Below are 24,190 nucleotides of genomic sequence, written 5' to 3' on the forward strand. Positions count from 1 at the left end.
TCAGGAGACCTCGCGGCAGGCGCGGTAGAAGTCACGCCAGTCCTCGCGCTCGCGCACGACCGTCTCCAGGTACTCCCGCCAGACCACCCTGTCCGACACCGGGTCCTGTACGACCGCGCCCACGATGCCCGCCGCCACATCCGCGGCGCGCAGCACGCCGTCGCCGAAGTGCGCGGCCAGCGCGATGCCGTTGGTCAGCACCGAGATCGCCTCGGCCGTCGACAGCGTGCCGGTCGGCGACTTGACCTTGGTACGCCCGTCCTCTGTCGCACCCGTGCGCAGCTCGCGGAACACGGTGACGACCCTGCGGATCTCCGACAGCGCGGCGGGCGTCGGCGGCAGCTCCAGCGACCGGCCGAGCTGGGCGACCCGGCGCGAGACGATGTCGACCTCCTCCTCCGCCGTCGCGGGCACGGGGAGCACGACCGTGTTGAAGCGGCGGCGCAACGCGCTGGACAGGTCGTTGACGCCCCGGTCGCGGTCGTTGGCGGTGGCGATCACATTGAAGCCGCGCTGGGCGAGCACCTCCTGGTTCAGCTCGGGGATCGGCAGCGTCTTCTCCGACAGTACGGTGATCAGCGCGTCCTGCACGTCGGAGGGCATCCGCGTCAGCTCCTCGATCCTGGCGATCGCGCCGGTCGCCATCGCCCGCATCACCGGGCTCGGCGTCATCGCCGCCGTCGAGGGGCCCTCCGACAGCAGCCTGGCGTAGTTCCAGCCGTAGCGGATGGCCTCTTCGGCCGTGCCCGCCGTGCCCTGGACCAGCAGGGTCGAGTCGCCGCTGATGGCCGCGGCCAGGTGCTCCGACAACCAGGTCTTCGCGGTGCCGGGCACGCCGAGCAGCAGCAGCGCGCGATCGGTCGCGAGGGTGGCGACCGCGACCTCGACCAGACGCCTCGCGCCGACGTACTTGGGCGTGATGCGCTCGCCGTCGCCCAGGACGTAGGTCGTGACCGCCCACGGCGACAGCCGCCAGCCCGGTGGCCGCACCCGGTCGTCGTCCTTGGCCAGGAGTGCCAGCTCCTCGGCGTAGAGGTCTTCCGCATGCGGACGCAGAACTGTGCTCACTGATGTCCTCCGAGTTCGGTTGCCATGTCGGCGCGGAAGCGCAGGATGGCGGCGACCGTCTGCACCTGGGGTTCCTGCGAGAAGGCGCCGACCAGGCCGTGCAGCGCCGGGTCGACGCGCTCGGCGGCAATCGAGGTCAGCTCGCCCAGGTTCCACGGCTGGGTCGCGGCCACTTTGACGATCTTGTCGAGTACGGCACCGGCCAGGCGCCTGCCCCACGGCGCGCCCGCGCCGCCGAGCACCATGATCAATTGTCCGTCGAGGCCGTGGCGTTCCACGAAGTCCGCCGCGACCTGCTCGCGTTCGGCCGGGGGCAGGACCGCCAGCAGGTCGGCCAGCGGGTCCCAGGCGAACAGCGCCGCCGCCCATCCCGGATCGCGCTGCAGCACGGCCGCGCGTACCCAGCCCGCCTTCACCTCGCGCTCCCAGTCGGGCGCGCCCGTACGGACCAGGCGCTCCGGGGGCAGGCCGAACAGCCCGGTCCACACGCCCAGCGGGGTACGGGCCACCGTCTGCTGCAGCCACCAGCTGCGCTCGCCGGTGCCGCGCGGGGGCTTGGCCCTGATCCCGTCACGTTCCATCGCCGCGTCGCAGCCGGTCGGCGGGTCGACGGCCAGCCGGTCGCCCTCCAGCCTGACGTAGTCGGCCGCCCGCTTCGCCATGCGCAGGCCCAGGCGCGATCCGGGCAGTCTGGTCAGCAGGTCGGCCGCCTGCTGGCGTACCTCGCGGCGCCGGTCGTCCAGGACCGATTCGAGGAACGGCTCGTCGGCCGCCGACAGGCCCTCGGCGAGCACGTCGACGAACGCGGCCCTGTCGTCGGGCGTCTCCTTCTCCCAGGCCTGTTCCAGCAGGCGCCTGGCCGCGTCGCGATCACGCCTGCGCAGCTCCAGCAGATGCGCCCGCCGGTCGCCCTGGCTGCCGAACTGCCAGGCCTCGACGCCCGTCGCCTGGTCCAGCAGGTAGGCCCACGGCCGGTGCCGCGCCGCGAGCCAGCGCCCCCTGTGCCCGGCGAGCGGCCCGATCCCGGCGCGGAGCGAGTGGTCCCTGACCGCACGGTCGAGCAGCTCGGGCAGCAGGTCGGGCGGCGCCAGCCACCCTCCGGCCGAGGCCAGCTCCAGCCATTCCGGCAGCAACCTCGGCTGCTCGCCCTCCAGGATCCGGCCCAGCCTCTCCCCCGCCCGCCTCGACACCACCACACGCTCTTCCTCACGCGCCGCCTCCACCACGACCCCCGCCTCCAGCACCGCCCCCGCCCGCCGCCTGACCGCCTCCACCGCAGCCTCGTCGAGCAGCCCCGGGTACGGCCTGCGGTCCGTGCCCATGAGCGCGGCGGAGACGAGCTCGTCCCAGTTGGCCATGGGTGCTCCTTTTGCTGGGGGTGAAGGGTCGGGTCGAGCTGAGTTTGTGAGCGGGGAAGCCCACCGGAGCGACGAAGCAGCAGCAGCGGCGGCGGGACAAGCCTGGCCGCGCCTAGCCAGGAACAGCGCGGCACCGCCGACGCGCCCTCCGCATCCCGAGCGTAAGCGCAGGACACGCACACCGGCGCATCCCGAGCGCAAGCAGAGAGCACGCACACCGGGGCATCCCGAGCGCAAGCAGAGAGCACGCACACCGGCGCATCCCGAGCGCAAGCAGAGAGCACGCACACCGGGGCATCCCGAGCGCATGCAGAGGGCGGGACGCACGGCGCGTACACCGGGCACGAGACCCGCGCGAACGGCGACACCCACGCGCGAGAGGTATGGGTGTGGAGCGAGGCCGGGGTTCGGTCACAGCCGGACGAGCCTTCCGGACGGGGTCCAGGTCGAGATCGGCACAAGGCCCTGCGGGGTCCACTCGGCCGCCACCGTGACGGGATGTCCGCCCGACACGGCGACCAGCCGCCACGGGACGGGCGCTCCGGTGTGCAAGGGCAGAGCGGCATGCCGATCCCCCAGCCTGCGCCCGTCGTACACGACATCCCGCAGCACCACGGGCCACGAGTCGAGCCAGGGATCCCCGGCCAGCGCTTGGGCGACCTCCCGCGCCACCTCCCGAGGCGAACACCCCACCGGCACCATGAACACCCCACCCCCAGCACCCGCGCCTGCCCGCATGCCCACGCCAGGCTCCAGCCCGCCCCCCGCACCCGACCCCTCGCCAGCCCGCACCCCCCGGTCATCCCCACGCCCCTCTCCATCCCCCTCGTGACGCGCAGCCACGAGCGCGCGCAGTGGCGAGGCGCCGGGGTAGAAGGCCAGGTCGGCGTGCACGGTCGTGCCGGGGACGAGGGAGGCGTCCAGCGCATGGCCGGGTGCCGCGAAGGACAGGACGACGGCCGGGCGGCGGGTGTGGTGGCCGTGGAGCCAGATGCGGCGGGTCGTCAGGCGGTCGTGTTCGTCGTCCTTGAGGCCGAGGACGTGCCATGTGTCGCGTACGCGGGGACCGGCCAGGACCTCCTCCTTGGCCACCGGGTAGCCCACGCGGGAACGCATGGTCCTGACCAGGTCGGCGGGCAGGTCCTCCTGACGGCGATGTGCGGTCGCCAGCAGGTGGAGCAGGGCGAGTTCGGACAGCATGCGGCCGGGCCACGCGGCATCGGCGGGCAGGTGGGCGAGCCGCCCGACCGCACTGGCGACGCCTGGCGCCTGCGCGTCCACGAGGCGTCTGGAGACGTCCTCCCACCGCACGCGCTGCCCCAGCCCGGCCAGCCCCTGCCGCACCTGATCCCCGAGCCACCGCTCCAACTCCTCCAGCCCACCCGCGACCCGCTCCCCCCGCCGACTCCCCACCCCAGCCCGACCCCCCGCACCAACACCAACACCCGCGTGCGCGCTCCCCCCGCCACCCGAACCTCCGGCACCGCCCCCGCCAGTTCCCTCGTCGCCCCCCTCACCCTCAACCGAACCCCCCGCCCCCGACGCCCGCCGAGCAGCACGCTCCTGCCGTCGCTCGTGCCACTCCGCCGCCCACCCGGGCACCGCGCCCCCGTCCACGACCCCACCCCCGGCCCACAGCAACAGCACCCCCAGCACGTGCTTGCACGGCGTCTTACGACTCGGGCAGGTGCACCGGAACCCGAAGCCGTCCCCAAGATCGACGCACGCCAGATAGGCGACCGCCCCACTCCCCTTGCACGCCCCCCACAGCAGCCCCTCCCCCACCCCGGCGGCCTGCCATCTCCCGGGCACGGCGAGGGCCTGGGCGGCTGTCAGCGAAGCGGTGTCGGGGGCGAGGGTGAGCACCTGGTCCCGGCTCCAGCGCTCGATCATGGGAAGACATTAGCCAACTCCCCCGACAAAAACTGGGGACTGGTGTGAGCAAGGACACGCGTCTACTGTATTCAAAACTCAGTATTCGACACGTGACATTGCACAAAGATGGAGCTCCATCGTGAAGAAGGTCATCGCCGGACTGCTGGCGTTGGGCGCCCTGTCCCTCGGCGGTTGTGCGACCGGCGGCGCCCCGGCCAAGCAGGCGCCCACGATCGCGCAGACCCCCGCCGCCAAGCTGTCCGGCGAGATCGAGGTCTGGTCCTGGGACGTGGCGGCCAAGGCCCTTGAGCGCATGGCGCCCGAGTTCGAGAAGGCCCACCCGGGCACCAAGGTCAAGGTGACCGACATCGGCTACGACAACGCCTACGACAAGATCACCGTAGGCCTCAAGTCCGGCTCGGGCCTGCCCGACGTCATCACACTCGAGGACACCCGCATCCCGGGATACGCCGAGCACTTCCCCGGCGGCCTGGTCGACCTGACGCCGGTCGCGGGCAAGTACGAGCGCGACTTCGACCCGGCCAAGTGGGCGGCGGCCAGGAGCGGCAAGGGGCTGTTCGCCCTGCCGTGGGACAGTGCGCCCGTCGGGCTGTACTACCGCCGCGACTACTTCCAGGCCGCGGGCGTCGACCCGGAGTCGATCGCGACCTGGGACGACCTCGTCACGGCGGGCGAGAAGATCAAGAAGGCGACCGGCAAGCGGCTGTTCGTCTCCGACCTGACCTCTCCCGCCGCCTTCACCACCCTGCTGCAGCAGCTCGGCCAGGGCTACTTCACCGACGGCAGGGTCACGGTCGGCGGCCCCGAGGCGGTCAAGGCGCTCACCCTGCTCAAGACGCTCAAGGACAAGGACCTGCTGCAGAACGAGAAGGGCTGGGACGGCCGCGTCACCGCCACCAAGCAGGGCAAGGCCGCGGCCCAGCCGACCGCCGCCTGGTGGAGCGGCACGCTGACCGGCGAGATGGCCGAGCTGTCGGGCAAGTTCGGCGTGATCGCGCTGCCCGCCTTCGAGGCGGGCGGCAGCCGTACCTCGGCCAATGGGGGGTCCGCGCTGGCGATCACCGCGCAGACCCGCAACCAGGACCTGGCCTGGGCCTTCACCGAATGGCTGCTGGCCTCCAAGGACAGCCAGGTCGCCATGATGAGGACCGAGGCGCTCTTCCCCGCCTACCTGCCCGCGCTCGCCGACCCGTTCTTCGACGAGGCGCAGCCGTACTTCGGCGGGCAGAAGACCAACAGGCTCTTCGCCGACCTGGTCAAGGACATCCCGCCCGTCCAGCTGACCGGTGACGACGCCCAGGCCGAAGAGCTGGTCAAGAAGGCGGTGTCGGCGGCGCTGCTGAGCGGCGAGGACCCCGAGGCGGCGCTGGAGAAGGCCGCGGGGCAGATCGCGGCGGCCACCGGCAAGCCGGTCGGCTGAGCGGCCGAGCGGCCGCATGGCAGGGGTGACGATGTCCAGGAGCAAGGCGTGGATCTTCGCGGGTCCCGCCGCCGCCCTTCTATTGATCTTCTTCGCCTACCCGCTCGGGGCCTCGCTGCTGCAGAGCCTGCAGGGCGAGGACGGCGGGTTCACGCTCACGCACTACGCGCGGATGGCGGGCGATCCGTTCTTCCTGACCTCGCTGGTGAACGTGGCGCTGATCCTCCTGGTCCAGGTGCCGGTGATGGTCGGCCTGGCGGTGGTGATCGCGTACGTGCTCAACCAGTCGTGGCTGCGGTTCAGGGCGACGCTGCGGGTGGCCTACTTCCTCCCGGCGGTGACGACGCTGGTGGCCTACGCGGTGGTGTTCAGAGTGCTGCTGCGCACCGAGGGCGGGATGGTCAACCAGGTGCTCGGCGTCCAGGTCGACTGGCTGAACGACCCGTTCTGGGCCCGCGTCGCGCTGATCGCCTCGATCACGTGGCGCTGGGCCGGGTACAACGCGGTGATCCTGCTGGCCGGGCTGCAGAGCATCGGGCGCGAGCAGTACGAGGCGGCGGGCATCGACGGGGCCGGGCCGCTGCGCACGTTCACGGCGGTGATCCTGCCGCAGCTGCGGCCGGTGGTGCTGTTCTGCTCGATCACCTCGACGATCGGCACGCTGCAGCTGTTCGACGAGCCGCTGGTGCTGACGGGCGGCGGGCCCGGCGACGCCACGCTCACGCCGATCCTCTACCTGTACCAGGTGGGGTTCAAGCAGTTCGACTTCGGTTACGCCGCGGCGATCGCCTGGGTGGTCGTGGCGCTCATCGGCGCTCTGGCCTGGCTGCAGTTGCGCTGGTTCGGAAAGGAGCACCGATGAGGTGGCTGGTCTGGACGCCGGCCGCGGCCGGGGCCGTGCTCAGCGTGGTGCCGTTCTACTGGATGGTGGTCGCGGCGACGCACGACGGCGGCGCGCTGTTCGCCTCGCCGCCTCCCTTCCTGCCGGGCGGCGAGCTGATGTCCAACATCGCCGAGCTGGAGGAGAGCGTCCACTTCAGCCGGGTGATGCTGACCAGCGTGTGGACCGCGCTGGCCTACACCGGGCTGAGCGCCCTGGTGTCGGCCATGTGCGGGTACGGCCTGGCGAAGTATCGCTTCAGGGGCAGGGGCCTGCTGCTCGGCGTGGTGCTGGCCACGATGATGATCCCCTTCCAGGTGCTGCTGGTGCCGCTGTTCCAGATGATGGCGAGCATCGGCTGGGTCGACACCTACCAGGCGATCATCGTGCCGTTCCTGGCCAACTCCTTCGGCATCTTCCTGATGCGCCAGGCCTTCCTCGACTTCCCCGACGAACTGCTGGAGAGCGCCAGGCTCGACGGGGCCGGAGATGTGCGGGTGTTCTACCGGATCGTCCTGCCGTGTGTCCGGCCGCAGCTCGGCGCACTGGTCATCTTCACCTTCATGGGCCAGTGGAACGCCTTCATCTGGCCGCTGCTCATGCTCAACTCCGAGGAGCGGTACACCGTGCCGGTGGCTCTGAACCATCTCATCGGGCTCTCGCACGTGGACTACCCGGGTCTGATGCTGGGCGCCTTCCTCGCCACGCTGCCGCTGATGGCGGTGTTCCTGCTGTTCCAGCGGCAGTTCGTGGCGGGATTGCTGGGCGGGGCGGTCAAAGGCTGACCGCCCCTCCCCTCCCTGCAGCCGCGCCCCGCTCAGCCGCGCAGCCGCTCGGCCGGCCTGCCGAGCAGGGCGGCACGGGCGGGCACGGCGGTGGCGGCCAGCGCCAGGCCGACCGTGCCGAGCACGATGACCGCGGCGGCCGTCAGCGGCACGTACGGCACCATCGAGCCGGTCAGCCCGTAGCTGACGGCGACCAGCGTCGGCGTCGCGATGGCCGTGCCCGCGACCACCGCGACGCCGCCGACGAGCAGCGCCTCCCAGCGGATGACACCGAGCACCTGCCGCCTGGTCCCGCCGACCAGGCGCAGCAGGGCGAACTCACGCGCCCGGCCGGTCGTGGCCATCACCAGCGTGTTGACGACCGACACCGCGACGAAGGCGACGATCAGGCCGAGCGCCATGCGGTTGACCCAGTCGTTGAGCTCCTGAGCGGCGTCCCGCCCGGCCGCCACCTGCCCCTTGTCCTGAACGGCATGGCCCGCGCCCAGGGCGGCGAGCCCCTCGCGCACCCCGGCGCCTTCGGACACGACCAGCACGCTGCCCGTCATGCCGGACCCGCTGTGCCGCCTGGCCAGCTCGACCGGCAGTGCGACGTCGCCGAAGCCGAGACCCCGCTCGTACAGCGCCACCACGGTCAGCATGGCCCGCGTGCCGTCGCCCAGGCGTACCTTCACCCGGTCGCCTGGCCGCGCGTCGAACGAGCCCGCGACCATCGTGCTCAGCGCGACCGTCGACGTGCCGTCCAGCCGGTCGAGCGAGCCCTGTGTGACGCCGAGGTCGAGCCCGCGCGCCGCCGGGCTGACGCCGATCGCACGGTAGGCGCGCAGGACCGGCTTCCCGAGTTCGGTCAGCTCGGCGACCACCCCGGTCTCGACGACCTCACTGACCGCCTTCACCCCGGGTACGGCGGCGGCGGCCTCGGCCAGGCCGGAGGGCAGCCCGGCGCCCGTGGCCCGCAGCACGTAGTCGGCGCGCATGCCGTCGGCGCTCTGGACCTCGGTCGCCTTGCCGATCGTGGCCTGGGCGAACAGCGTCGCCCCCGCGAAGGCCAGCATGAGCACGAGCGGGCTGACGACCGAGGCCAGACGCCTGGCCCCGGTCCTGGTCGAGGCCACGGCGAGGTAGCCGCCGACGCGGGAGACACGGCCGAGCGCCCCGCCGACCAGGAGGGCGGCCAGCCGTACCAGCCAGGGGCCGAGCAGGGCCGCGGCCACCGACAGCAGGACGACGATGCCGCCCGCGCTCATCACGGCCGTCTCCCCGGCCAGCGTCATGGCCGCACCGGCGACGCCGAGTCCCATGGCCAGGAAGACCAGGCCGGTGATCGTGCGGGCCTTGCCGAGCTCCTTGGGCTCGACCGTGGACTCGCCGAGCGCCTCGGTCGGCCTGATCCTGGTCGCCCTGCGCACGGCGCCCCTGGAGGCGATCCAGGCGGTGAGAGTGCCCACGAGCACGGCGACGAGCATCGGCAGCGGGCCGGTGGTCAGCCGCAGCGAGCTGGGGAACATGCCCTGGGCGAGGAGTTCGCCGAACATCCAGTTGGCCACGTACAGGCCGGGCAGCACACCGAGCACGCCACCGGCGGCGCCGAGCAGCAGGGCCTCCTTGCCCGCCATCGAGCGCACCTGGCGAGGCGTGGCGCCGATGGCCCGCATCAGGGCGATCTCGCGCCTGCGCTGGTTCATCGCCAGGCCGAACGTGCCCGCGATGACGAACGAGGCCACCATGACCGCGATGCCGCCGAGGCTGGCGCTGAGCGCGACCAGCATCTCCTTGGCGCCCACCACCTCCCGCGCCTCGGCCAGGCCGCGCTCGTCGCCCGCGTAGACGACCGCGCGTGCGCCGAGCGCCTGCTCCACGCGCTCCTTCAGCGCCTCGGCCGCGCCCGTGCCGAACACGCCGTATGCGCTCACCCGGTCCTGGCCGCCCGCCAGCCGCGCGGCCGTGCCGTCGTCGAAGAACACCGCCTGCTGCCCTCGCGCCGCCTGCCCGGCGATCCCCGCGACCAGGTACGGCCTGACGCCGTCCCTGCCGAGCACGCGCACCCGGTCGCCGACCGTGACGCCCGCCCGCCCGGCGACGGCCGCGTCGAGCACGACCTCACCGGGCCCGGCCGGAGCCTTGCCCCGCTCGACGGTGTAGGGCATGAGCCGGGCCGAGGCCCAGCCGTGTCCGTAGGTGACGCCGTCGAGCGGGGTGCCGTCGGCCGCCAGCGGCGAGACGGGGAAGGCCAGGTCGGGCACGACCGCGCGCACGCCCTCGACCGCCTTCAGGCGTGCGGCCGTCGAGGCGGGCAGCGTGGCCGGTTCCGGCAGGGCGACGCTGATCTCGGGCTCGGGCGGCGCGTCGGCGCGCTTGGTGACGGGAGGCTTCACCGTCTGCGGCGCGGTCACCACGACGGGGGCGGCGCCGTACCTCTGGACGGGGGGTTCGGCGCTCAGGCCGGTCTGCAGCAGCAGGCCGCACGCGGTGACGAGCGCGGTGGCCAGGACGAGGGCGACGAGGGATCCGGCCAGCGAGGGCAGCCTGCCGCGCAGGGTGGCCAGGACCAGGCGCGTCATGCCGCGCTCCCGGACACGGCGTGACGGCCGGGGCGCAGGGCGGCCATGCGGGCGCCGATGTCGTCGGCGCCCTTGGCGGGCACGTCCATCACGATCTGGCCGTCGGCCAGGAAGAGCACGCGGTCGGCGTAGGAGGCGGCGACCGGGTCGTGTGTCACCATGACGACCGTCTGGCCGGTGCCGTCGACGACCTGGCGCAGCAGGCCGAGCACGTCGGCCGCGGTCTGGGTGTCGAGCGCGCCGGTCGGCTCGTCGGCGAAGACGACCTCCGGCCTGGTGACCAGCGCCCTGGCGATGGCCACGCGCTGCTGCTGGCCGCCCGACAGCTGCGAGGGGCGGTGCTTGGTACGCCCGTCGAGGCCGACGCGGTGCAGCACCTCGGCCATCCACTGCCGGTCGGGGCGCTCGCCCGCCAGGCGCAGGGGCAGGGTGACGTTCTCCGTGACGTCGAGCGAGGGCACCAGGTTGAAGGCCTGGAAGACGAATCCGGCCTTCTGCCTGCGCAGCACGGTGAGCTGTGTCTCGTTCATGCCCGACAGCTCGACCTCGCCCAGCCTGACGCTTCCCGAGGTGGGGGTGTCGAGTCCGGCGGCGCAGTGCAGGAAGGTGGACTTGCCGGAGCCCGATGGGCCCATCACGGCGGTGAAGCCGCCGCGCGGCAGTTCCGTCGTCACCCCTCGCAGGGCGTGCACCACGCCTGTTCCCTTGCCGTAGGTCTTGGTCACCGTGTCGAGGCGTACCGCGTGCGTGGTCAAGTCGAACCCTCAGCTCATTCGGTCGGTCATTTCGCACGACAAACGCTAATGATTCGGACATTTCCCAACGAGCTGGCGATCCCCCTAGGTCATGGTGGTGCTGGCCCTACCTTCGGCGGGTCTCTCGGCTAGCATTTCTGGGGTGCAAATCCTGATCTTTCCTGACGGATCGCAGACCCCGGTCGGCGACGACGCCGACGCCCTGCGGGTGGCCGCGCAGTACGAAGGCGACCTCACCGTCGTCGACGGCTCCCGCGTGCGCCACGTGCGCAGAGGCGTCGACGGCCTGCCCCGCGCCCTCGACGTGCGCCCGCCCACCGCCGAGGCGCTCGGCCTGCTCCCCCATCCCGAGGGCGGCTGGTTCCGCCAGACCTGGAAGACACGCCACTGGTTCGACCCCGACGGCTACGACGGCGCCAGGGCCAGTGCCACCGGCATCTACTTCCTGCTCGGCCCCGGCGAGGAGTCGGTGCCGCACCTGGTCACCTCCGACGAGGTGTGGCTGTGGCACCGGGGCGGCCCGCTCGCCCTGACGATCGGCGACGACACGCTCCTGCTCGGCCCCGACGTCGAGCACGGCCAGGTGCCCCAGGCCGTGGTCCCCGGCGGCGTGTGGCAGTCGGCGCGCCCGGCGGGCGAGCAGGAGGTCCTGGTGAGCTGTATCGTCTCGCCCGGCTTCGAGTTCGCCGACTTCACCGCGACACGCCCCGGCGGCTAGAGAGGGCGGAGCGGCCGAAACCGAGGTGCGGTGGCCGGGCGGCCGTCGGTAGAGTGAGGATCATGTCGAGCCCTGAGGCATCCACTCGGGGGCTTTCGGTCACGCCGTCAGCCCCTTGAACCGCTGTTGAACCGCTGAGGTTCCAGCTGAGGTCGCAGCCTTCCCGCCCTGCCGCTCCCGCATGGCATCCCAGGTGCTGGCCGTGGTGACGAGACGCCTTCCGTCCGTCCTCCGCCTCGGAGCTCTCGATGCCCTTTCCTGTCTACGTGCTCGCCCTGGCCGTCTTCGCCATGGGCACATCGGAATTCATGCTCGTCGGCCTCGTGCCCGACATCGCCACCGGCTTCGGCGTCCCGGTCGGGACCGCCGGGCTGCTCACATCGGCCTTCGCGCTCGGAATGACCATCGGCGCGCCGGCCATGGCCGCCTGTACCCGCCGGTGGCCTGCGCGGGCCACCCTGTTCGGGTGTGTGGTGGTCTTCGCCGCCTGTCACGTCGTCGCCGCGGCGACATCGTCGTTCTCCGTGCTGTTCGCCACGCGTGTCGTGGCGGCGGTCGCCAACGCGGGCTTCCTGGCGGTCGCGCTCGGCGCCGCGACCCGGCTGGTCGCCCCGGACCGCAAGGGACGCGCCCTGGCGGTCCTGCTGTCCGGCACCACGCTCGCCACGGTCGCCGGTGTGCCCGCCGGCGCCCTGCTCGGCGACGCGCTGGGCTGGCGGGCCGCGTTCTGGGCCGTCGCGCTGTTGTGCCTGCCCGCCGCGGTCGGCATCGTCGCCGGGCTCCGCACGCGTGGCGAAGCCGTACCTGGTGGTGGTTCTTCGCTGGGCCGCGAGATCGCGCAGCTCCGCTTGCCCGCTCTGCTGGTCGCGATGGCGCTCGGGGCGCTGGTCAACGGGGCCACGTTCGCCGCGTTCACCTTTCTTGCGCCGCTCGTCACCGGGAGCGCCGGAGCGGACGGGATGGGGGTGCCTGCGGCCTTGGTGCTGTTCGGGGCCGGGTCCTTCATCGGGGTCACCGCCGCCGGGCGTCTGGCCGACCGGCGCCCCCGCCTGACGCTCGGTGTGGCCACGCCCGTCCTGACGGCGGGCTGGGTCGTTCTCGCGCTGGTGGCCGGGCATCCGGCGCCGCTGCTCGGCATGGTGTTCGTCCAGGGCGTGCTGGCGTTCGCGGTGGGCGCCACCCTGATCGCCCGGGTGCTCCACGCCGCGTCCGGGGCGCCCACCATGGGCGGTTCCTATGCGACCGCGGCCCTCAACATCGGGGCCGCCGGTGGTCCGGCGATCGGCGCGGCGGCGTTCACGGCATTCGGGGGCCTCGGACCGGTGTGGGTGGCGGTCGTGCTGAGCGGGCTCGCGCTCCTCGTCATGCCCGCCTCGCTGCGGCTGCTCGCGCCGCGGGAGCGGCCGACGACGCCGGGTCCCGCTACGACCACGACGCCCTCATGACGTAGAAAGGGAGCGCAACCATGAACGAGGAGGATGCGGTGGCACGTCAGATCGGCTCCATCGTCGGCGGCAAGGACGTCCCGGCGTCGGGCGCCTACGACTCGACCAACCCCGCGAGCACCGGCGAGGTCGTGGCGAACGTCGCACTCGCCGACGCGGCTGCCTTCGCCGAGGCGTGCGCCACGGCCGCGCGCGCCCAGCGCGAGTGGGCCCGCACGCCCGCACCCGTCAGAGGCAGGGTGATCGCCTCGATCGGCAGACTGGTCGAGGCCAATGCCGAGACGCTCGCCGCCCTGGTCACCGAGGAGATCGGCAAGCCGTACGCGGAGGCGCTCGGCGAGGTGCGCGAGATCGTCGACACGTGTGACTTCTTCCTCGGCGAGGGCCGCAGGCTCTACGGGCAGACCGTGCCTTCGGAGATGCCGGACAAGCAGCTGTTCACGTTCAGGGTGCCGGTGGGTGTGGCCGCGATCGTCACGGCGGGCAACTTCCCCGTCGCCGTGCCCTCCTGGTATCTCGTTCCGGCGCTGCTGTGCGGCAACGCGGTGGTGTGGAAGCCCGCCGAGTACGCCGCCGCGTCGGCGCATGCCATGTTCCGCCTGTTCGAGGCGGCCGGGCTGCCCGACGGTGTGCTCAACATCGTCTTCGCCGACGGCGAGCAGACCTTCCGCGGCCTGGAGCTCGCCCTGGAGGCCGCGACCGTGCACAAGGTCGGCTTCACCGGCTCCAGCGAGGTCGGCAGGCGGGTCGGCGAGCTGTGCGGCAGGCATCTGCAGTCGCCCTGCCTCGAACTCGGCGGCAAGAACCCCATGGTCGTCACCCAGGACGCCGACCTCGACCTGGCCGTCGAGGGCGCGCTGTTCGCCGGGTTCGGCACGGCCGGCCAGCGCTGCACCTCGCTCGGCACCGCGATCGTGCACGAGTCGGTGCACGAGGAGTTCACCGAGCGTCTGGCCAGGGCCGTGCGCAACGCCAAGATCGGCCCGCCGACCGGCGACGTGCTGGCCGGGCCGCTGCTCGACCAGAAGTTCGCCGACCGCTACGAGGACTACCTCACCTGGATCCAGCCGCACCACACCGTGGTCACCGGCCCGGTCGGGCGCATCACGGCCGAGAGCCCGCACCACGACTTCACCGGCGAGCACGGCCTGTACTACCACCCGGTGGTCGTCGACGGCGTCAGGCCGGGCGACCGGCTGTTCCTGGAGGAGACGTTCGGGCCGATCGTCGGCGTCACCGTCTTCCGCACGCTGGAGGAGGCGATCGAACTGGCCAACAGACCCGGGTACGGCCTGTCGTCGTCGATCTACACGACCGACCCCAAGGCGGCCTTCCGCTTCAGGGAGGGCGTCTCGGCCGGGATGGTCAGTGTGAACAACTCGACGTCGGGCGCGGAGGCGCATCTGCCGTTCGGCGGCAACGGCAGGTCGGGCAACGGCAGCAGGCAGTCGGGCGTGTGGGTGCTCGACCAGTTCACCCGCTGGCAGGCGATGAACTGGGACTACTCGGGACGCCTGCAGAAGGCCCAGATGGACGTCGCGGAGATCACACCCGACCTGGAGTTCCGCCTCTGACCCCTCCGTTGGCCCGGACATCTGTCCTGGACTACCGCAACTATGGACAAGCCGGGCGCGTCCTCGTCGCGCCCGGCCGATCCGCCCTAGGCAAGATCCCTTCTGACCCGCACAATATTGGTCCGGAGGGGATGCCCCATGAGCTCGCGCCAGCATCTCGATCAGGTGGCCAGGTCGGCCAGGACGCTGCACGGCACGGTCGAGGAGTTGCGCCAGGCCCTCGCCTCCGGCGACGACGAGGGCGCCGACTACGCCCGTGACAGCCTGGTGCGCCAGGCCAGGCGCGAGCTCGGCGACGACGCCGGGCACGGCTTCGAGTCGACCGGGGCCGAGGCCGACGACCTCGACGACGACGACCTGCTGGCGGGCGCGCTGCGCGATCTCGGACTGGCCGAGGCGCTGCTGTCGGGCAGCAGGGCGGTCGGCGAGGAGGGCGGCGCTCGCGACAGCGCGGGGCTCGGGCCCGCCGTACACGGGCTCGAACGGGTGGCGGGCGCGCTGGAGGCCGCCGTGCGCGGGCCCGCCACGCTGGGGTTCGAGGCCGGGGCGCGGCCCTCGGCCGATCGGCCCTCCGCATTGGCCGCCCTGCGCACCCGGACCGACTCCTGTCTCGACGCCATCGTCACCCGCTCCGCCGCCGTCGCCTCGGCGGCGTTCGCCGAGATCCCGTACGTCACCAAGCTGGCCGAGGCCGCGAAGAAGATCGGCGACGACCTCGGGCTCGGGCAGGCGACCGGGACGCTGGCCAAGCTCGGCCTGCGTGCGCTCGCCCGCGCGCTCGCCGCCCTGCGCAGCCTGATCCCATCGGCGATCCTGGAGACCGCGCGCAAGGGCGTGAGCGATCTGGCCGACGCGCTGGAGCGCGGCGACGACCTGGCCGCCCTGGCGATGGGGCGTGTCATCGGCTGCGAACGCGTCAGAAGCGACCTGGCCGCCAGGCTCGACGCCACGACGGCCGACACCGCCGCACTCGACCGGGCCGCCTCCGAGCTCACCGACCTCGGCGTGCGCTTCGGCAAGAGGATGGACCTGATCGGCGCGACGCTCGCCGTGAGCGGCGCCGTGCTGACCGCGGTGGCCGGTGTGGCCGGGGCGACGGGCGCTTTCGGGGTGGCCCTGTCCTCGCCGGTCGTCGCCACCGGGATCGCGGCCCTGCTGCTCGGCGTGGTGCTCGTGCTCGCCGCCGACTACGCCGACGCCTGGCGGCTGCCCGTGCTGGTGCGAGGCGTGCGCACGGTGGTCGAAGAGGCGACATGAGACACGGGGGCGGACGATGATCGAGGCCCACGTCTCCGCCGAGATCGACGCACTGCGCAGGGTCGCCGCCCTGGTGCACAGGGTGGCCGGCGACACCGGGACGGCACGCGCGGTCGCCGCGCAGGCGGGCGACCTGATCGGCGAGCTGTCCAGGGTCGGCGCCGGAGGCTGGGACCGGCTGGCCGGGCTCAGGCACGAGGCGGAGAAGCTGCGGGCCGAGGCGCTGTGCCACGCCCAGAGCGTGCTGCTGCACGACGAGGGCCTCGACGACGGGGCCGGCGCGGCCGTCGGCGCCCTGGTCGCCCACCTCTGCGACCGCGCCGGGGTGCAGGCGCGTATCGTCACCGGGATCGCGACCGGCTCGGAGTCCTTCACCCGCACGCTCGACCTGGTCAGACTGCCCCTGCAACCCGACGTGTGGCATCTGCCCGTCGTCGCGCACGAGGTCGCGCACTACCTGGTCCGCGAGCTCGGGCACGTGCGCGACCGGGACGAACGCCCGCTCGCCACCCTGGTGGGCGAGATCTGGGCCGCCGAGTCCCCCGACGAGCAGGTCGGCCGCTCGCACGCCGAGGAACTGCTCGCCGACGCCTACGCCACCTTCACCGTCGGACCCGCCTACCCGCTGAGCTGCCTGTGGCTGCGCGTGACGCCCGACGCCCTGCGCGCCTCCGGCCGCACGCACCCCGCGTGGGAGCGCCGTGTGCACCTGATGCTCGCCCTGCTGCGCCGCATGAGCACCAAGTACGGCACCGGCCAGTACGAAAGCGCGGCCGAGCGGCTGATCCTGCCCGCCTGGCAGAGCCTGACCGGCACCGAGGCCCCGCAGAGCGCGCCCACCCCGGCAGGCCCCGTGCTCACCGCGCTCGAACGCCACCTGGGCGGCGCACGCTACGACGTCGGCTCGCACGTCACCGCCGCGATCGAGGCCCTCACCGAGGGCACGGCGCCGGGGCGCGGCGTCACGCCCGCCCACGTGCTCAACGCCGCGTGGAGCCTGCGCGTACGCGCGGGCGGCGCGGCCGACCCCGTGGTCAACAGGAGAGCGCTCGACCTGCTCGCACGGGAGGACTGACATGGCGGGACGCGAGATCCTGGAGACACGGCTGCTCACCCTGCTCGACGACCTGACCAAGGTGAGCGAGGCGGTCGCCACCGCGGCCTCCAAGCGCGAGCACGTCGCCGCCGCGCTCGACTCCCTGCGCAAGGCCGAGATCCAGATGCGCGCGCTCAGCGGCACCGCGAACCTGGTGGAGCTGGAGCTCGCCGACGAGGAGCACGGCCTGCTCGGCCATCTCAGGTCCGAGCACGAGACGCTGTTCGTCGGCCTGTCCAACGTGACCGGCCAGGTGCAGAAGGCCGTCGAGCAGATCCGCGCGGTCAAACGGCTGCTCGAACCCGTGCGCAACCGCATGGTCGCCATCGACAACCAGCGCGCCCTGCAGAACGCCCTGCAGAGCGACTGCGACGACCTCTCCGTCGAGGTCGCCGACCTGCGTGCCCGGCTGCGGAGCGGCGGGACCTCCCTGGCCGACCTCTGGCAGGACTACCTGCGTTTCGTCGACACCAAGGCGCGTCCACTGTTCGACGCCTATGTCGACTTTCTCGGCGGTCTGGCCGTACGCGACAACGACCTGGACGGGAGCATCTGCGCGATCAGCGACAACCTGATCGACGGGCTGCTCGGCCAGCACGAGGCGCTGTCGCTCCCGGCCAGGGAGGCGGCGCTGAGCATGCATGCCATCGTCAAGCTCGGCTTTCCCGAGTGGGGCATCTGGAGCGTGCCGCTGGCGGCGAGGGAGGCGGGCGCGAGCCTGGTCAAGCACGCGGCCGACAACCGCAAGCGCCTGGAGCGGCTGCTGGCCGACCCACCCGGCGGGCTCGGCAGGGAGGAGGCCGAGCGCCTGGTCGAGGACGCGATCGGCGCCTACACGCTCGGGCCCGCCTACGCGCGGGCGATGTTCACCTTCAGGCTCAGGCCCGGCTGGGTCTCGCAGCCGGGCATGCCGCCGGACTCGCGCAGGGCGCAGGTGATCCTGCAGACGCTGAGCAGGCAGGGCGAGGCCGACGGGCAGGACGCCTTCTCCGACGAGGTGGCCGAGCTGAGCGGGTTCTGGTCGCGGGCCAGTGCGGACCTGGAGGCGGGCCCGGCTCCCGCGCTGGAGGCGGCCTTCGCGGCGAGCGTGCACGAGGTGCTGCTGTCGGACAAGAAGCTGCGCGGGTTCGCCACCGACAACTGGGGCGACGTGACCGCGTGGGCCGACCGGCTGCTCGGCCGTCAGAGCGGCGAGGACGCGCCCGCGCTGGCCCAGGCCGACCGGGTGGTGACGCTGCTCAACGCCGGGTGGGCCGCGAGGAAACAGGCGCCGCAGCTGGAGCCCGACATCGGCAGGCGGCTGATGGAGCTGCTCAGGCAGCCCGCCGAGAGCGCGTCGGCCCGGGTCAGGAGCGGCGGCGCCCCCGTCACCTCACGCACGCTGCCGAGGGGATGAGATGACACTCCCGCCCGCCGATGACGCCGAACAGCCCGGCCGCGAGCCGGGGCACCAGATCCCGCTGGAGGAGCTGTGGCGTTCAGGGGTACGCGCCAGGCTCGTGCCCACGCTCGGGGCCCTGCGCGAGAGGCTGTCCGACGGCCTGGCCGCCTACTGGGAGCAGCGCGCCGACGGCCTGGAGGAGCGGCTGCTGACCCTCGCGGGCGACTGCAGGACGGCGCTGAAGGTACGCGCCGCCGTCCATCACGACGACCTGGAAGCCCAGCTGGGCGCGACGCTCACCCTGCTCGGCCTGCTCGCCCTCGACGAGGACAGGACCGGACCCGCCGGTGAGCACTTCGCCGAGGCGCTGGCCGTGGCCAAGGCGTGGATCTCCCCCGCCCTGTACGCGCTCGCGCTGCTGCACTCCGGGCGGCTGCCGGAGGCGCAGGGCGTGCTGGAGTCGGCCGATGTGCCGGAGGAGGCGTTCGCCCTGGCCCAGGTGACGGCACGCACCGACGCGCCGCGCGCCCTGGCCGGCCTGACGACGGCATGCGAGCGCTGGCCGCTCGACCTGCGCCTGGCCCGCCTGCACCACGCCCTCGCCACCGAGCTCGGCCAGGCGGACGAGCGGGCGTGGGCGGGCCTCGGCCACGCCTGCTACGCCGCCGGGCACTACGCCGAGGCCGAGCAGGCGCTGAGCCGGGCCGACCAGGACGACCCCGAGGTCCTCATCGGCCTGGCCAACAGCCGTTCCATGCTCGGCGACCACGCGGGAGCGGCCGAGGCGGGAGCCGCCGCCGTGCTGCTCGACCCGGACGCCGCCCTGCACCTGTTCGTCGCCGACATGTACGCCAGGGCCCAGCGGTACGACGAGGCCATGACCCATCTGACGCACGCGCTGCACGACGCCGACCACGCCATGCGCTTCGAGGCCGCCCAGGTGATGCTCGCCATCGGCGAGTCCGAACGTGCCTTGGAGCTGGCCGGGCAGGTGCGCGAGGCGGTGCCGGACGAGCCGAGGCTGCTGCTGGTCGAGGGCGTGGCGCTGTTCGGCGCGGGCCTGACCGAGCAGGCCGAGCAGGTGCTGACCCAGGCCCTCGACCTGCTGCCCGACGAGCCCGTCGTGGTCAGGCACCTGGGCGCGGCCAGGTTCGGGCTCGGCCGGTTGGAGGAGGCCGAACCGCTGCTGGACCAGGCGCTGGCCGCCGACCCCGAGGACTCCTGGATCCTCGGCATCCGAGGCGGGCTCAAGCTGCGCATGCGCGACCTGTCCGGTGCGCGCGCCGACCTGGAGGCGGCCCGCGACCTCGGTCTCGACACCGGCTGGATGTGGATGGCGCTGGGCGAGAGCCTGGCGCCCGACGATCCCGACCTGGCGCTCGAACTCCTGGACAAGGCCATCGAGCGCAGCCCTGACCTGGTCGAGGCGCTGGTCGCCAGGGGTGAGATCTACCTGGCCAGACGCGACCCCGAGACCGCCAGCCAGTCCTTCTCCGCCGCGCAGCAGATCGACGTCTACCATCCCGCCGCGCTGACCGCGCTCGTCACGCTCTGGCTGGACGCCTGGCAGGAGCAGGAGCTGACCGACGCCAGGGTCACCGTCGCCGAGGCGCTCGAGCTGCATGCCGACGACCTGCCGCTGCGCTGGGCGTACTGCGAGATCCTGACCAGGAGCGGCCTGGCGCAGGAGGCGCTGGCGCAGGCCGAACTCGTGGCCGCCGCCCAGCCGCAGGACGCCGAGGACCACCGGCTGCGCGGCCTGGCGCTGAGCCATCTGGGCAGGAGCGAGGAGGCGGTGGCCGCACTGCGGCACGGCATCGCCATCGCGCCCGGCCACGCCATGCTGCACACCCAGCTCGGCATCGAGCTCAACACGGCGGGCGACGTCGACGGCGCCGTCGCCGCGTTCGAGGCCGCCGCCGAGCGCGACCCCGAACAGCTGCTCGCGGTGAGCTGGCTCGGCGCCCTGAACCTCACCCGCGACCGCGCCGCCGCCGAGACCCATCTGCTGCGGGCGCTGGAGATCTACCCGCAGAGCACCGACGCGCTGATGAACCTGGCCGAACTGCTGCGCGTGGCCGACCGGCCGCTTGAGGGGCTGGCCAGGGCCGAGCAGGCGCTGGAGCTGACCGAGAGCGCCGACGCCTACGGCACCAGGGGGCAGCTCCTGCACGCGCTCGGCCGGATGGAGGCGGCGGCGGCCGACCTGGAACGCGCGGTCGAGCTCGACCCCGAGCTGGTCTGGCCGCGCAGCACGCTGTCGGAGGTGTACCGGCTGACCGGCGAGCTCGGCAAGGCGCTGGAGCAGGCCGACCACGTGCTGGCCGCCTCGCCGGGCGACACGTGGATGCTGGCCGTACGCGGGGCCGTGTACTTCGCGCTGGGTGAGTACGAGGCGGCCGAGCGGGATCTGCGGGGCTCCGATCCGGGCAATCCGCTGGCCATGCAGATGTTGCGCGACACGCTGCAGCGCACCGGCAGGGCCGAGGAGGCCGTCGAGCTGCTGCGCGAGCTGGCCATGCAGGACCTCGCGGTGCGCACGCAGGCCGATCCGGTCGTGGTGGTGCTGTTCGCCGAGGCGTTGCAGTACCTGGGCCGGATCGACGAGGCGTGCGACACGCTGCAGCTGGCCGCGACCGTGTGGCCCGGCGTGCCCCGGGTGCGCAGTGCGCTCGGCTGGGCCGAGCTGGCGGCGGGGCGGCCGGAGCAGGCGCTGGCCGAGGCGGCCGAGGCGGCCGTGCTGGCGCCGCTCGACGGGGACGTGCTGGCCGACCTGGGCGTGCTCCAGCGGCGTACCAAGCGTCACACCGATGCGATCGGCACGCTGCGGCGGGCGACCGCGCTGGCGCCGGAGTCGGTGTGGATCGAGGCGGAGCTGGCGGTGGCGCTGGCCGAGGTGGGGGCGTGGGAGGCGGCGGCGCTCGCGGGCCTGGCGGCGACGGCCGAGGGCAAGGCGCGCACGGCGTACTGCTTCGAGATGCTCGCCTGGGTGCATCGCCATCGCAGTCCGGCCGACCTGGCGGCGGCGGGCGCGGCCTACGAGCAGGCGCTCACGCTCGACGCGGGATCGATCGGCGCGCGCAAGGGCCGGGCCGACGTGCTGTTCGCACGCGGCGAGAGCGAGGCGGCGCAGCGCTACGAGGACGTCATCGCGATGCTGAGCCACGACAACCCCGACCACCTGGAGACCCGCGCCTGGTGCCTGTACCGGCTCGGCCGCTTCCCCGCCGCCGTCGACTACTACCAGCAGGTGAGTGCGCTCAAGCAGGAGCGCCCGCTGCACCTGCTGTTCGATCTGGGCCTGCTCGCCTACGCCGAGGGCGACGACGACGAGGCCCGCGACTGCTACACCAGGGCACTGCGCGAGGGCGAGCACGAGGTCCCCGTACGGCTGCGCGGCGCGCTCGACGTGGCGCTCAGCGACCTACATATAGACGGCCGCGGCGACACCACCGTTCGCCGAGAGCTGGTAGAGAGGCTCCGTACGGTACGGGATGGCATCCCCGAGTATGAGGATCATCCCCCGGCTGGGTAGGTATTCCACTCCGCCGAAAAAAAGGTCGATTGGACACTTGCGCCGCTGTGCCACGATGGCCGCGACTTCGACTACGGGGAGGCGCACGTGTGTGACGATCCGCTGTTGCCCGAGCCAGTGGCCGCGATGCTTGACACCTATCGCGGGCTTCGCGACGAGCACGGCATGACATGGGGTGAGCCGGGACTGCCCTACGTCAGGGTGATGAGCCACTCCAGGTTCGTGGACAACGGCCCGTTCTGGGCCGAGGCGCGGCGGATGGCCAGACTCGCCGCGCCCACCGTGCCCGAGGCCGAGCTGCAGCAGGTCGAGCGCGAACTCGACTACGACGAGGTCATGCGCAACGTGCTCGGCGACGAGCTGCCGCAGGGCCTGGCCGTGCTGCGGCTCACGCCCGACGGGCACGAGGTGCGTGCCGTCTCGCGTGCGGTGCTCGGCGACGGGCCGGTGCCGTTCACGCTGCTGCTCGACAACGCGCGTCCCGCCACCGTGCGGGTGACGGCCGGAGGCCAGGTGCACGACGTGAAGCCGGGCGGCGCCCGCCTGGTCGAGCTGTACTCCGCCGCCGGCGTCCTCGTCGACGGCCGTCCCGTCGAGCTGTCCGGCCTCACCCACGAGGTGCCCAAGGCCACCCTGCGCCTGCGGGCCGGGATGCCGTGCCGCTGGAGCGTGTGGAGCGCCGACGGCCAGGGCTGGTATCCGGAGGGCGCCCCCGCCAAACGCGACTTCCACGGCATGCCGTACTTCCACGGCGACGAGATCGTCCTGGACGTGCCCGCCACCACCGTCACCGTCAGGGTCGCCCGGGGCATGGAGTACGGCTTCGCCGAGACCACGCTGACCGCCGAGGGCGAGACGCTGGTCGAGCTCGCGCCCGAGCGGGTCTACGACGCGGCGGCCTCCGGCTGGTACGGCGGCGACCTGCACGTGCACCTCAACTTCGTCGGCGACCTGGTCGCACCCCCGAGCTGGGCCGCCGACCAGCAGCACGGCGAGGACCTGCACGTGCTCGGCCTGCTCGCCTCCAACGTGTCGGGCGAGCGGATCATGGACAGGGAGGCGCTGGAGCACTGGGCCGGGCGCGACCTGCCGTGGTCGGACGACACGCACGTAGCCCGGATGGGCGTCGAGCACCGCAACGACATGTTCGGCCACGTGCACGCCTTCGACCCCGCCGCCGCGCCGAGCCTGTACGCGACCGGCTTCGGCGATCGGCCCGACTGGCCGCCCACCACGGCCGCGCTGCGCGAGTTGCGGGAGCTCGGCGCGCTCGTCGGCTACGCGCACGCCTTCCACGAGGAGATCGAGACGCCGGAGCAGCTCATCGGCACCGGCTATCCCGGCTGCACCGCCAGGATGGCCGTCGTGGACGCGGCGCTCGGCCTGGTCGACGGGTTCGAGCTGCTGCACTTCTCCTCCGCGCGCGGCTCGGCGCAGGCCTACCGGCGGCTGATCGGCGCGGGCAACCGGCTGTCGGCCGTCGCGGGCACCGACTCGATGCTGACTTTCACCCGGCAGCGGATGGAGATGGTGGCCAGTCCCATCGGCTGGGAGCGTACTTACGCGCGGGTCGAAGGGCCGCTGACCGCCTCCTCCTACGCCGACGCCGTCCGGCGCGGCCGTACCTTCGCCACGACCGGCCCGTTCGTCGAGCTCACCGTCGAGGGCCACGGCCCCGGCGACACCCTCGACCTGGCCCGGGGCGACACGGTCACGGTGCGGGCCAGGGCGATCGGGCCCGAGGTGGAGACGCTGACCCTGATGTGCGCGGGCGGCACCCTGGCCTCAGGGGTACGGGAGGCGCAGGCCGAGATCGTCGCCGGGGAGCCGACGTACGTGGTGGCGGTGGCCGACGGGCCGAGCCATCCGCGTTCGATGTTCCACCATGTATACGCGCACACCAGCCCCGTCTACCTCGACGTGGCCGGCCGTCACGTCGCCAGACGAGCCGACGTGCAGTTCTGCCTGAGCTGGCTCGACCTGCTGGAACGCCTCGTCAGAAAACGCGCCAGACTCCAGTCCCAGGCCCAACTCGACGACTACGTCCACACCATCGACGAGGCCAGAACGATATACCGCGACCGCCTGCACCCTGTGTCCTGAGCCCTGCCGACATGCGAGCCTCTCGCGGACAGGTGTGAACCTGCCGCCGCTCCAGGGCGCGGGATCGTCATAGCCGCGGTTACGGACCGGCCGAGACCACAGCCGACGTCAACGCTCAGGCGGTGTTCACTGCCCGCCCATCCCCGCTCGACCAGCGACAGGCCGGTCTCCCTCACTTTGCGCTCCACCAGAACGAGCCTCTGACCTTCAAGGTGGCTGCAGCAGCGGGAGAAATCCCCTGGGCGACGACGATCAGGCGGTGTTCACTGCCCGCCCGTCCCCGGTCGACCGGCGACACGCTGGTCTGCGCCCCGTACAGGAGAGGTCGTCAACCGTCGGGAACTCAAGCTCCCGGTAG

General features: G+C 72.8%; 16 protein-coding genes and 1 pseudogene. 11 read left to right on the forward strand and 6 right to left on the reverse strand.

Annotated features, from left to right (window positions below):
- From ACTWNK_RS30360 to ACTWNK_RS30375, 4 genes and pseudogenes are all read right to left on the reverse strand, one after another.
- Positions 1-1,068, reverse strand: coding sequence for an ATP-binding protein (locus tag ACTWNK_RS30360; RefSeq protein ID WP_474308081.1), 1,068 nt, complete (start codon positions 1,066-1,068; stop codon positions 1-3).
- Positions 1,065-2,426, reverse strand: a complete 1,362-nt coding sequence (locus tag ACTWNK_RS30365) for a DUF5691 domain-containing protein (protein ID WP_474308083.1) — start codon at positions 2,424-2,426, stop codon at positions 1,065-1,067. The genes ACTWNK_RS30360 and ACTWNK_RS30365 overlap by 4 nt, the downstream gene beginning before the upstream one ends.
- Positions 2,427-2,837: 411 nt before the next feature.
- Positions 2,838-3,839, reverse strand: a complete 1,002-nt coding sequence (locus tag ACTWNK_RS30370) for an SWIM zinc finger family protein (RefSeq protein ID WP_474311164.1) — start codon at positions 3,837-3,839, stop codon at positions 2,838-2,840.
- A gap of 225 nt (positions 3,840-4,064) precedes the next feature.
- A pseudogene (locus ACTWNK_RS30375) lies at positions 4,065-4,319 on the reverse strand (SWIM zinc finger family protein); the annotation flags it as partial.
- A 121-nt stretch (positions 4,320-4,440) separates the two neighbouring features.
- On the opposite strand from ACTWNK_RS30375, the gene ACTWNK_RS30380 reads away from it, so the two are divergent.
- From ACTWNK_RS30380 to ACTWNK_RS30390, 3 genes are read left to right on the forward strand one after another with little or no spacing between them, the layout of a single operon-like run.
- Positions 4,441-5,742 (forward strand): ABC transporter substrate-binding protein, encoded by a 1,302-nt coding sequence (locus ACTWNK_RS30380; RefSeq protein WP_474308085.1) that lies wholly within the window; start codon positions 4,441-4,443, stop codon positions 5,740-5,742.
- 31 nt (positions 5,743-5,773) lie between these two features.
- A complete protein-coding gene (locus ACTWNK_RS30385) occupies positions 5,774-6,604 on the forward strand; it encodes a carbohydrate ABC transporter permease (RefSeq protein ID WP_474308087.1) in 831 nt (276 codons plus the stop codon).
- On the forward strand, positions 6,601-7,407 hold the full coding sequence (locus ACTWNK_RS30390) for a carbohydrate ABC transporter permease (RefSeq protein ID WP_474308089.1): 807 nt from the start codon (positions 6,601-6,603) through the stop codon (positions 7,405-7,407). Before ACTWNK_RS30385 ends, ACTWNK_RS30390 begins: the two co-directional genes overlap by 4 nt.
- Before the next feature lie 32 nt (positions 7,408-7,439).
- Here the strand turns inward: ACTWNK_RS30390 and ACTWNK_RS30395 are convergent, their stop codons facing one another.
- Entirely contained in the window at positions 7,440-9,968 is a 2,529-nt protein-coding gene (locus ACTWNK_RS30395) for an ABC transporter permease (protein WP_474308091.1), read from the reverse strand.
- On the reverse strand, positions 9,965-10,723 hold the full coding sequence (locus ACTWNK_RS30400; RefSeq protein ID WP_474308093.1) for an ABC transporter ATP-binding protein: 759 nt from the start codon (positions 10,721-10,723) through the stop codon (positions 9,965-9,967). The genes ACTWNK_RS30395 and ACTWNK_RS30400 overlap by 4 nt, the downstream gene beginning before the upstream one ends.
- A 142-nt stretch (positions 10,724-10,865) precedes the next feature.
- Here ACTWNK_RS30400 and ACTWNK_RS30405 point away from each other — a divergent pair, with 142 nt between their 5' ends.
- The 8 genes from ACTWNK_RS30405 to ACTWNK_RS30440 all read left to right on the forward strand — a co-directional run bounded on the left by ACTWNK_RS30405 (position 10,866) and on the right by ACTWNK_RS30440 (position 23,832).
- The gene (locus ACTWNK_RS30405; protein ID WP_474308095.1) at positions 10,866-11,441 is read left to right on the forward strand and encodes a cupin domain-containing protein; all 576 of its coding nucleotides are present in this window, start codon (positions 10,866-10,868) and stop codon (positions 11,439-11,441) included.
- Between the two features lie 248 nt (positions 11,442-11,689).
- Positions 11,690-12,886: a Cmx/CmrA family chloramphenicol efflux MFS transporter gene (locus tag ACTWNK_RS30410; RefSeq protein WP_474308097.1), complete on the forward strand. Its 1,197-nt coding sequence runs from the start codon at positions 11,690-11,692 to the stop codon at positions 12,884-12,886.
- Positions 12,887-12,906: 20 nt separating this feature from the next.
- A complete protein-coding gene (locus ACTWNK_RS30415; protein ID WP_474308099.1) occupies positions 12,907-14,460 on the forward strand; it encodes an aldehyde dehydrogenase family protein in 1,554 nt (517 codons plus the stop codon).
- Between the two features lie 138 nt (positions 14,461-14,598).
- Complete coding sequence (locus tag ACTWNK_RS30420; RefSeq protein ID WP_474308101.1) at positions 14,599-15,717, forward strand: hypothetical protein; 1,119 nt, start codon at positions 14,599-14,601, stop codon at positions 15,715-15,717.
- Positions 15,718-15,733: 16 nt separating this feature from the next.
- The gene (locus tag ACTWNK_RS30425; protein WP_474308103.1) at positions 15,734-16,792 is read left to right on the forward strand and encodes a hypothetical protein; all 1,059 of its coding nucleotides are present in this window, start codon (positions 15,734-15,736) and stop codon (positions 16,790-16,792) included.
- Between the two features lies 1 nt (position 16,793).
- Positions 16,794-18,209, forward strand: a complete 1,416-nt coding sequence (locus ACTWNK_RS30430) for a hypothetical protein (RefSeq protein WP_474308105.1) — start codon at positions 16,794-16,796, stop codon at positions 18,207-18,209.
- A 1-nt stretch (position 18,210) separates the two neighbouring features.
- Positions 18,211-21,729 (forward strand): tetratricopeptide repeat protein, encoded by a 3,519-nt coding sequence (locus ACTWNK_RS30435; RefSeq protein ID WP_474308107.1) that lies wholly within the window; start codon positions 18,211-18,213, stop codon positions 21,727-21,729.
- A 126-nt stretch (positions 21,730-21,855) separates the two neighbouring features.
- Positions 21,856-23,832 carry a CehA/McbA family metallohydrolase gene (locus ACTWNK_RS30440; RefSeq protein WP_474308109.1) on the forward strand — a complete coding sequence of 659 codons (1,977 nt, stop codon included), beginning with the start codon at positions 21,856-21,858 and terminating at the stop codon, positions 23,830-23,832.
- Positions 23,833-24,190: the final 358 nt, after the last annotated feature.

The organism is Nonomuraea sp. IBHARD001 (genome assembly GCF_056106265.1).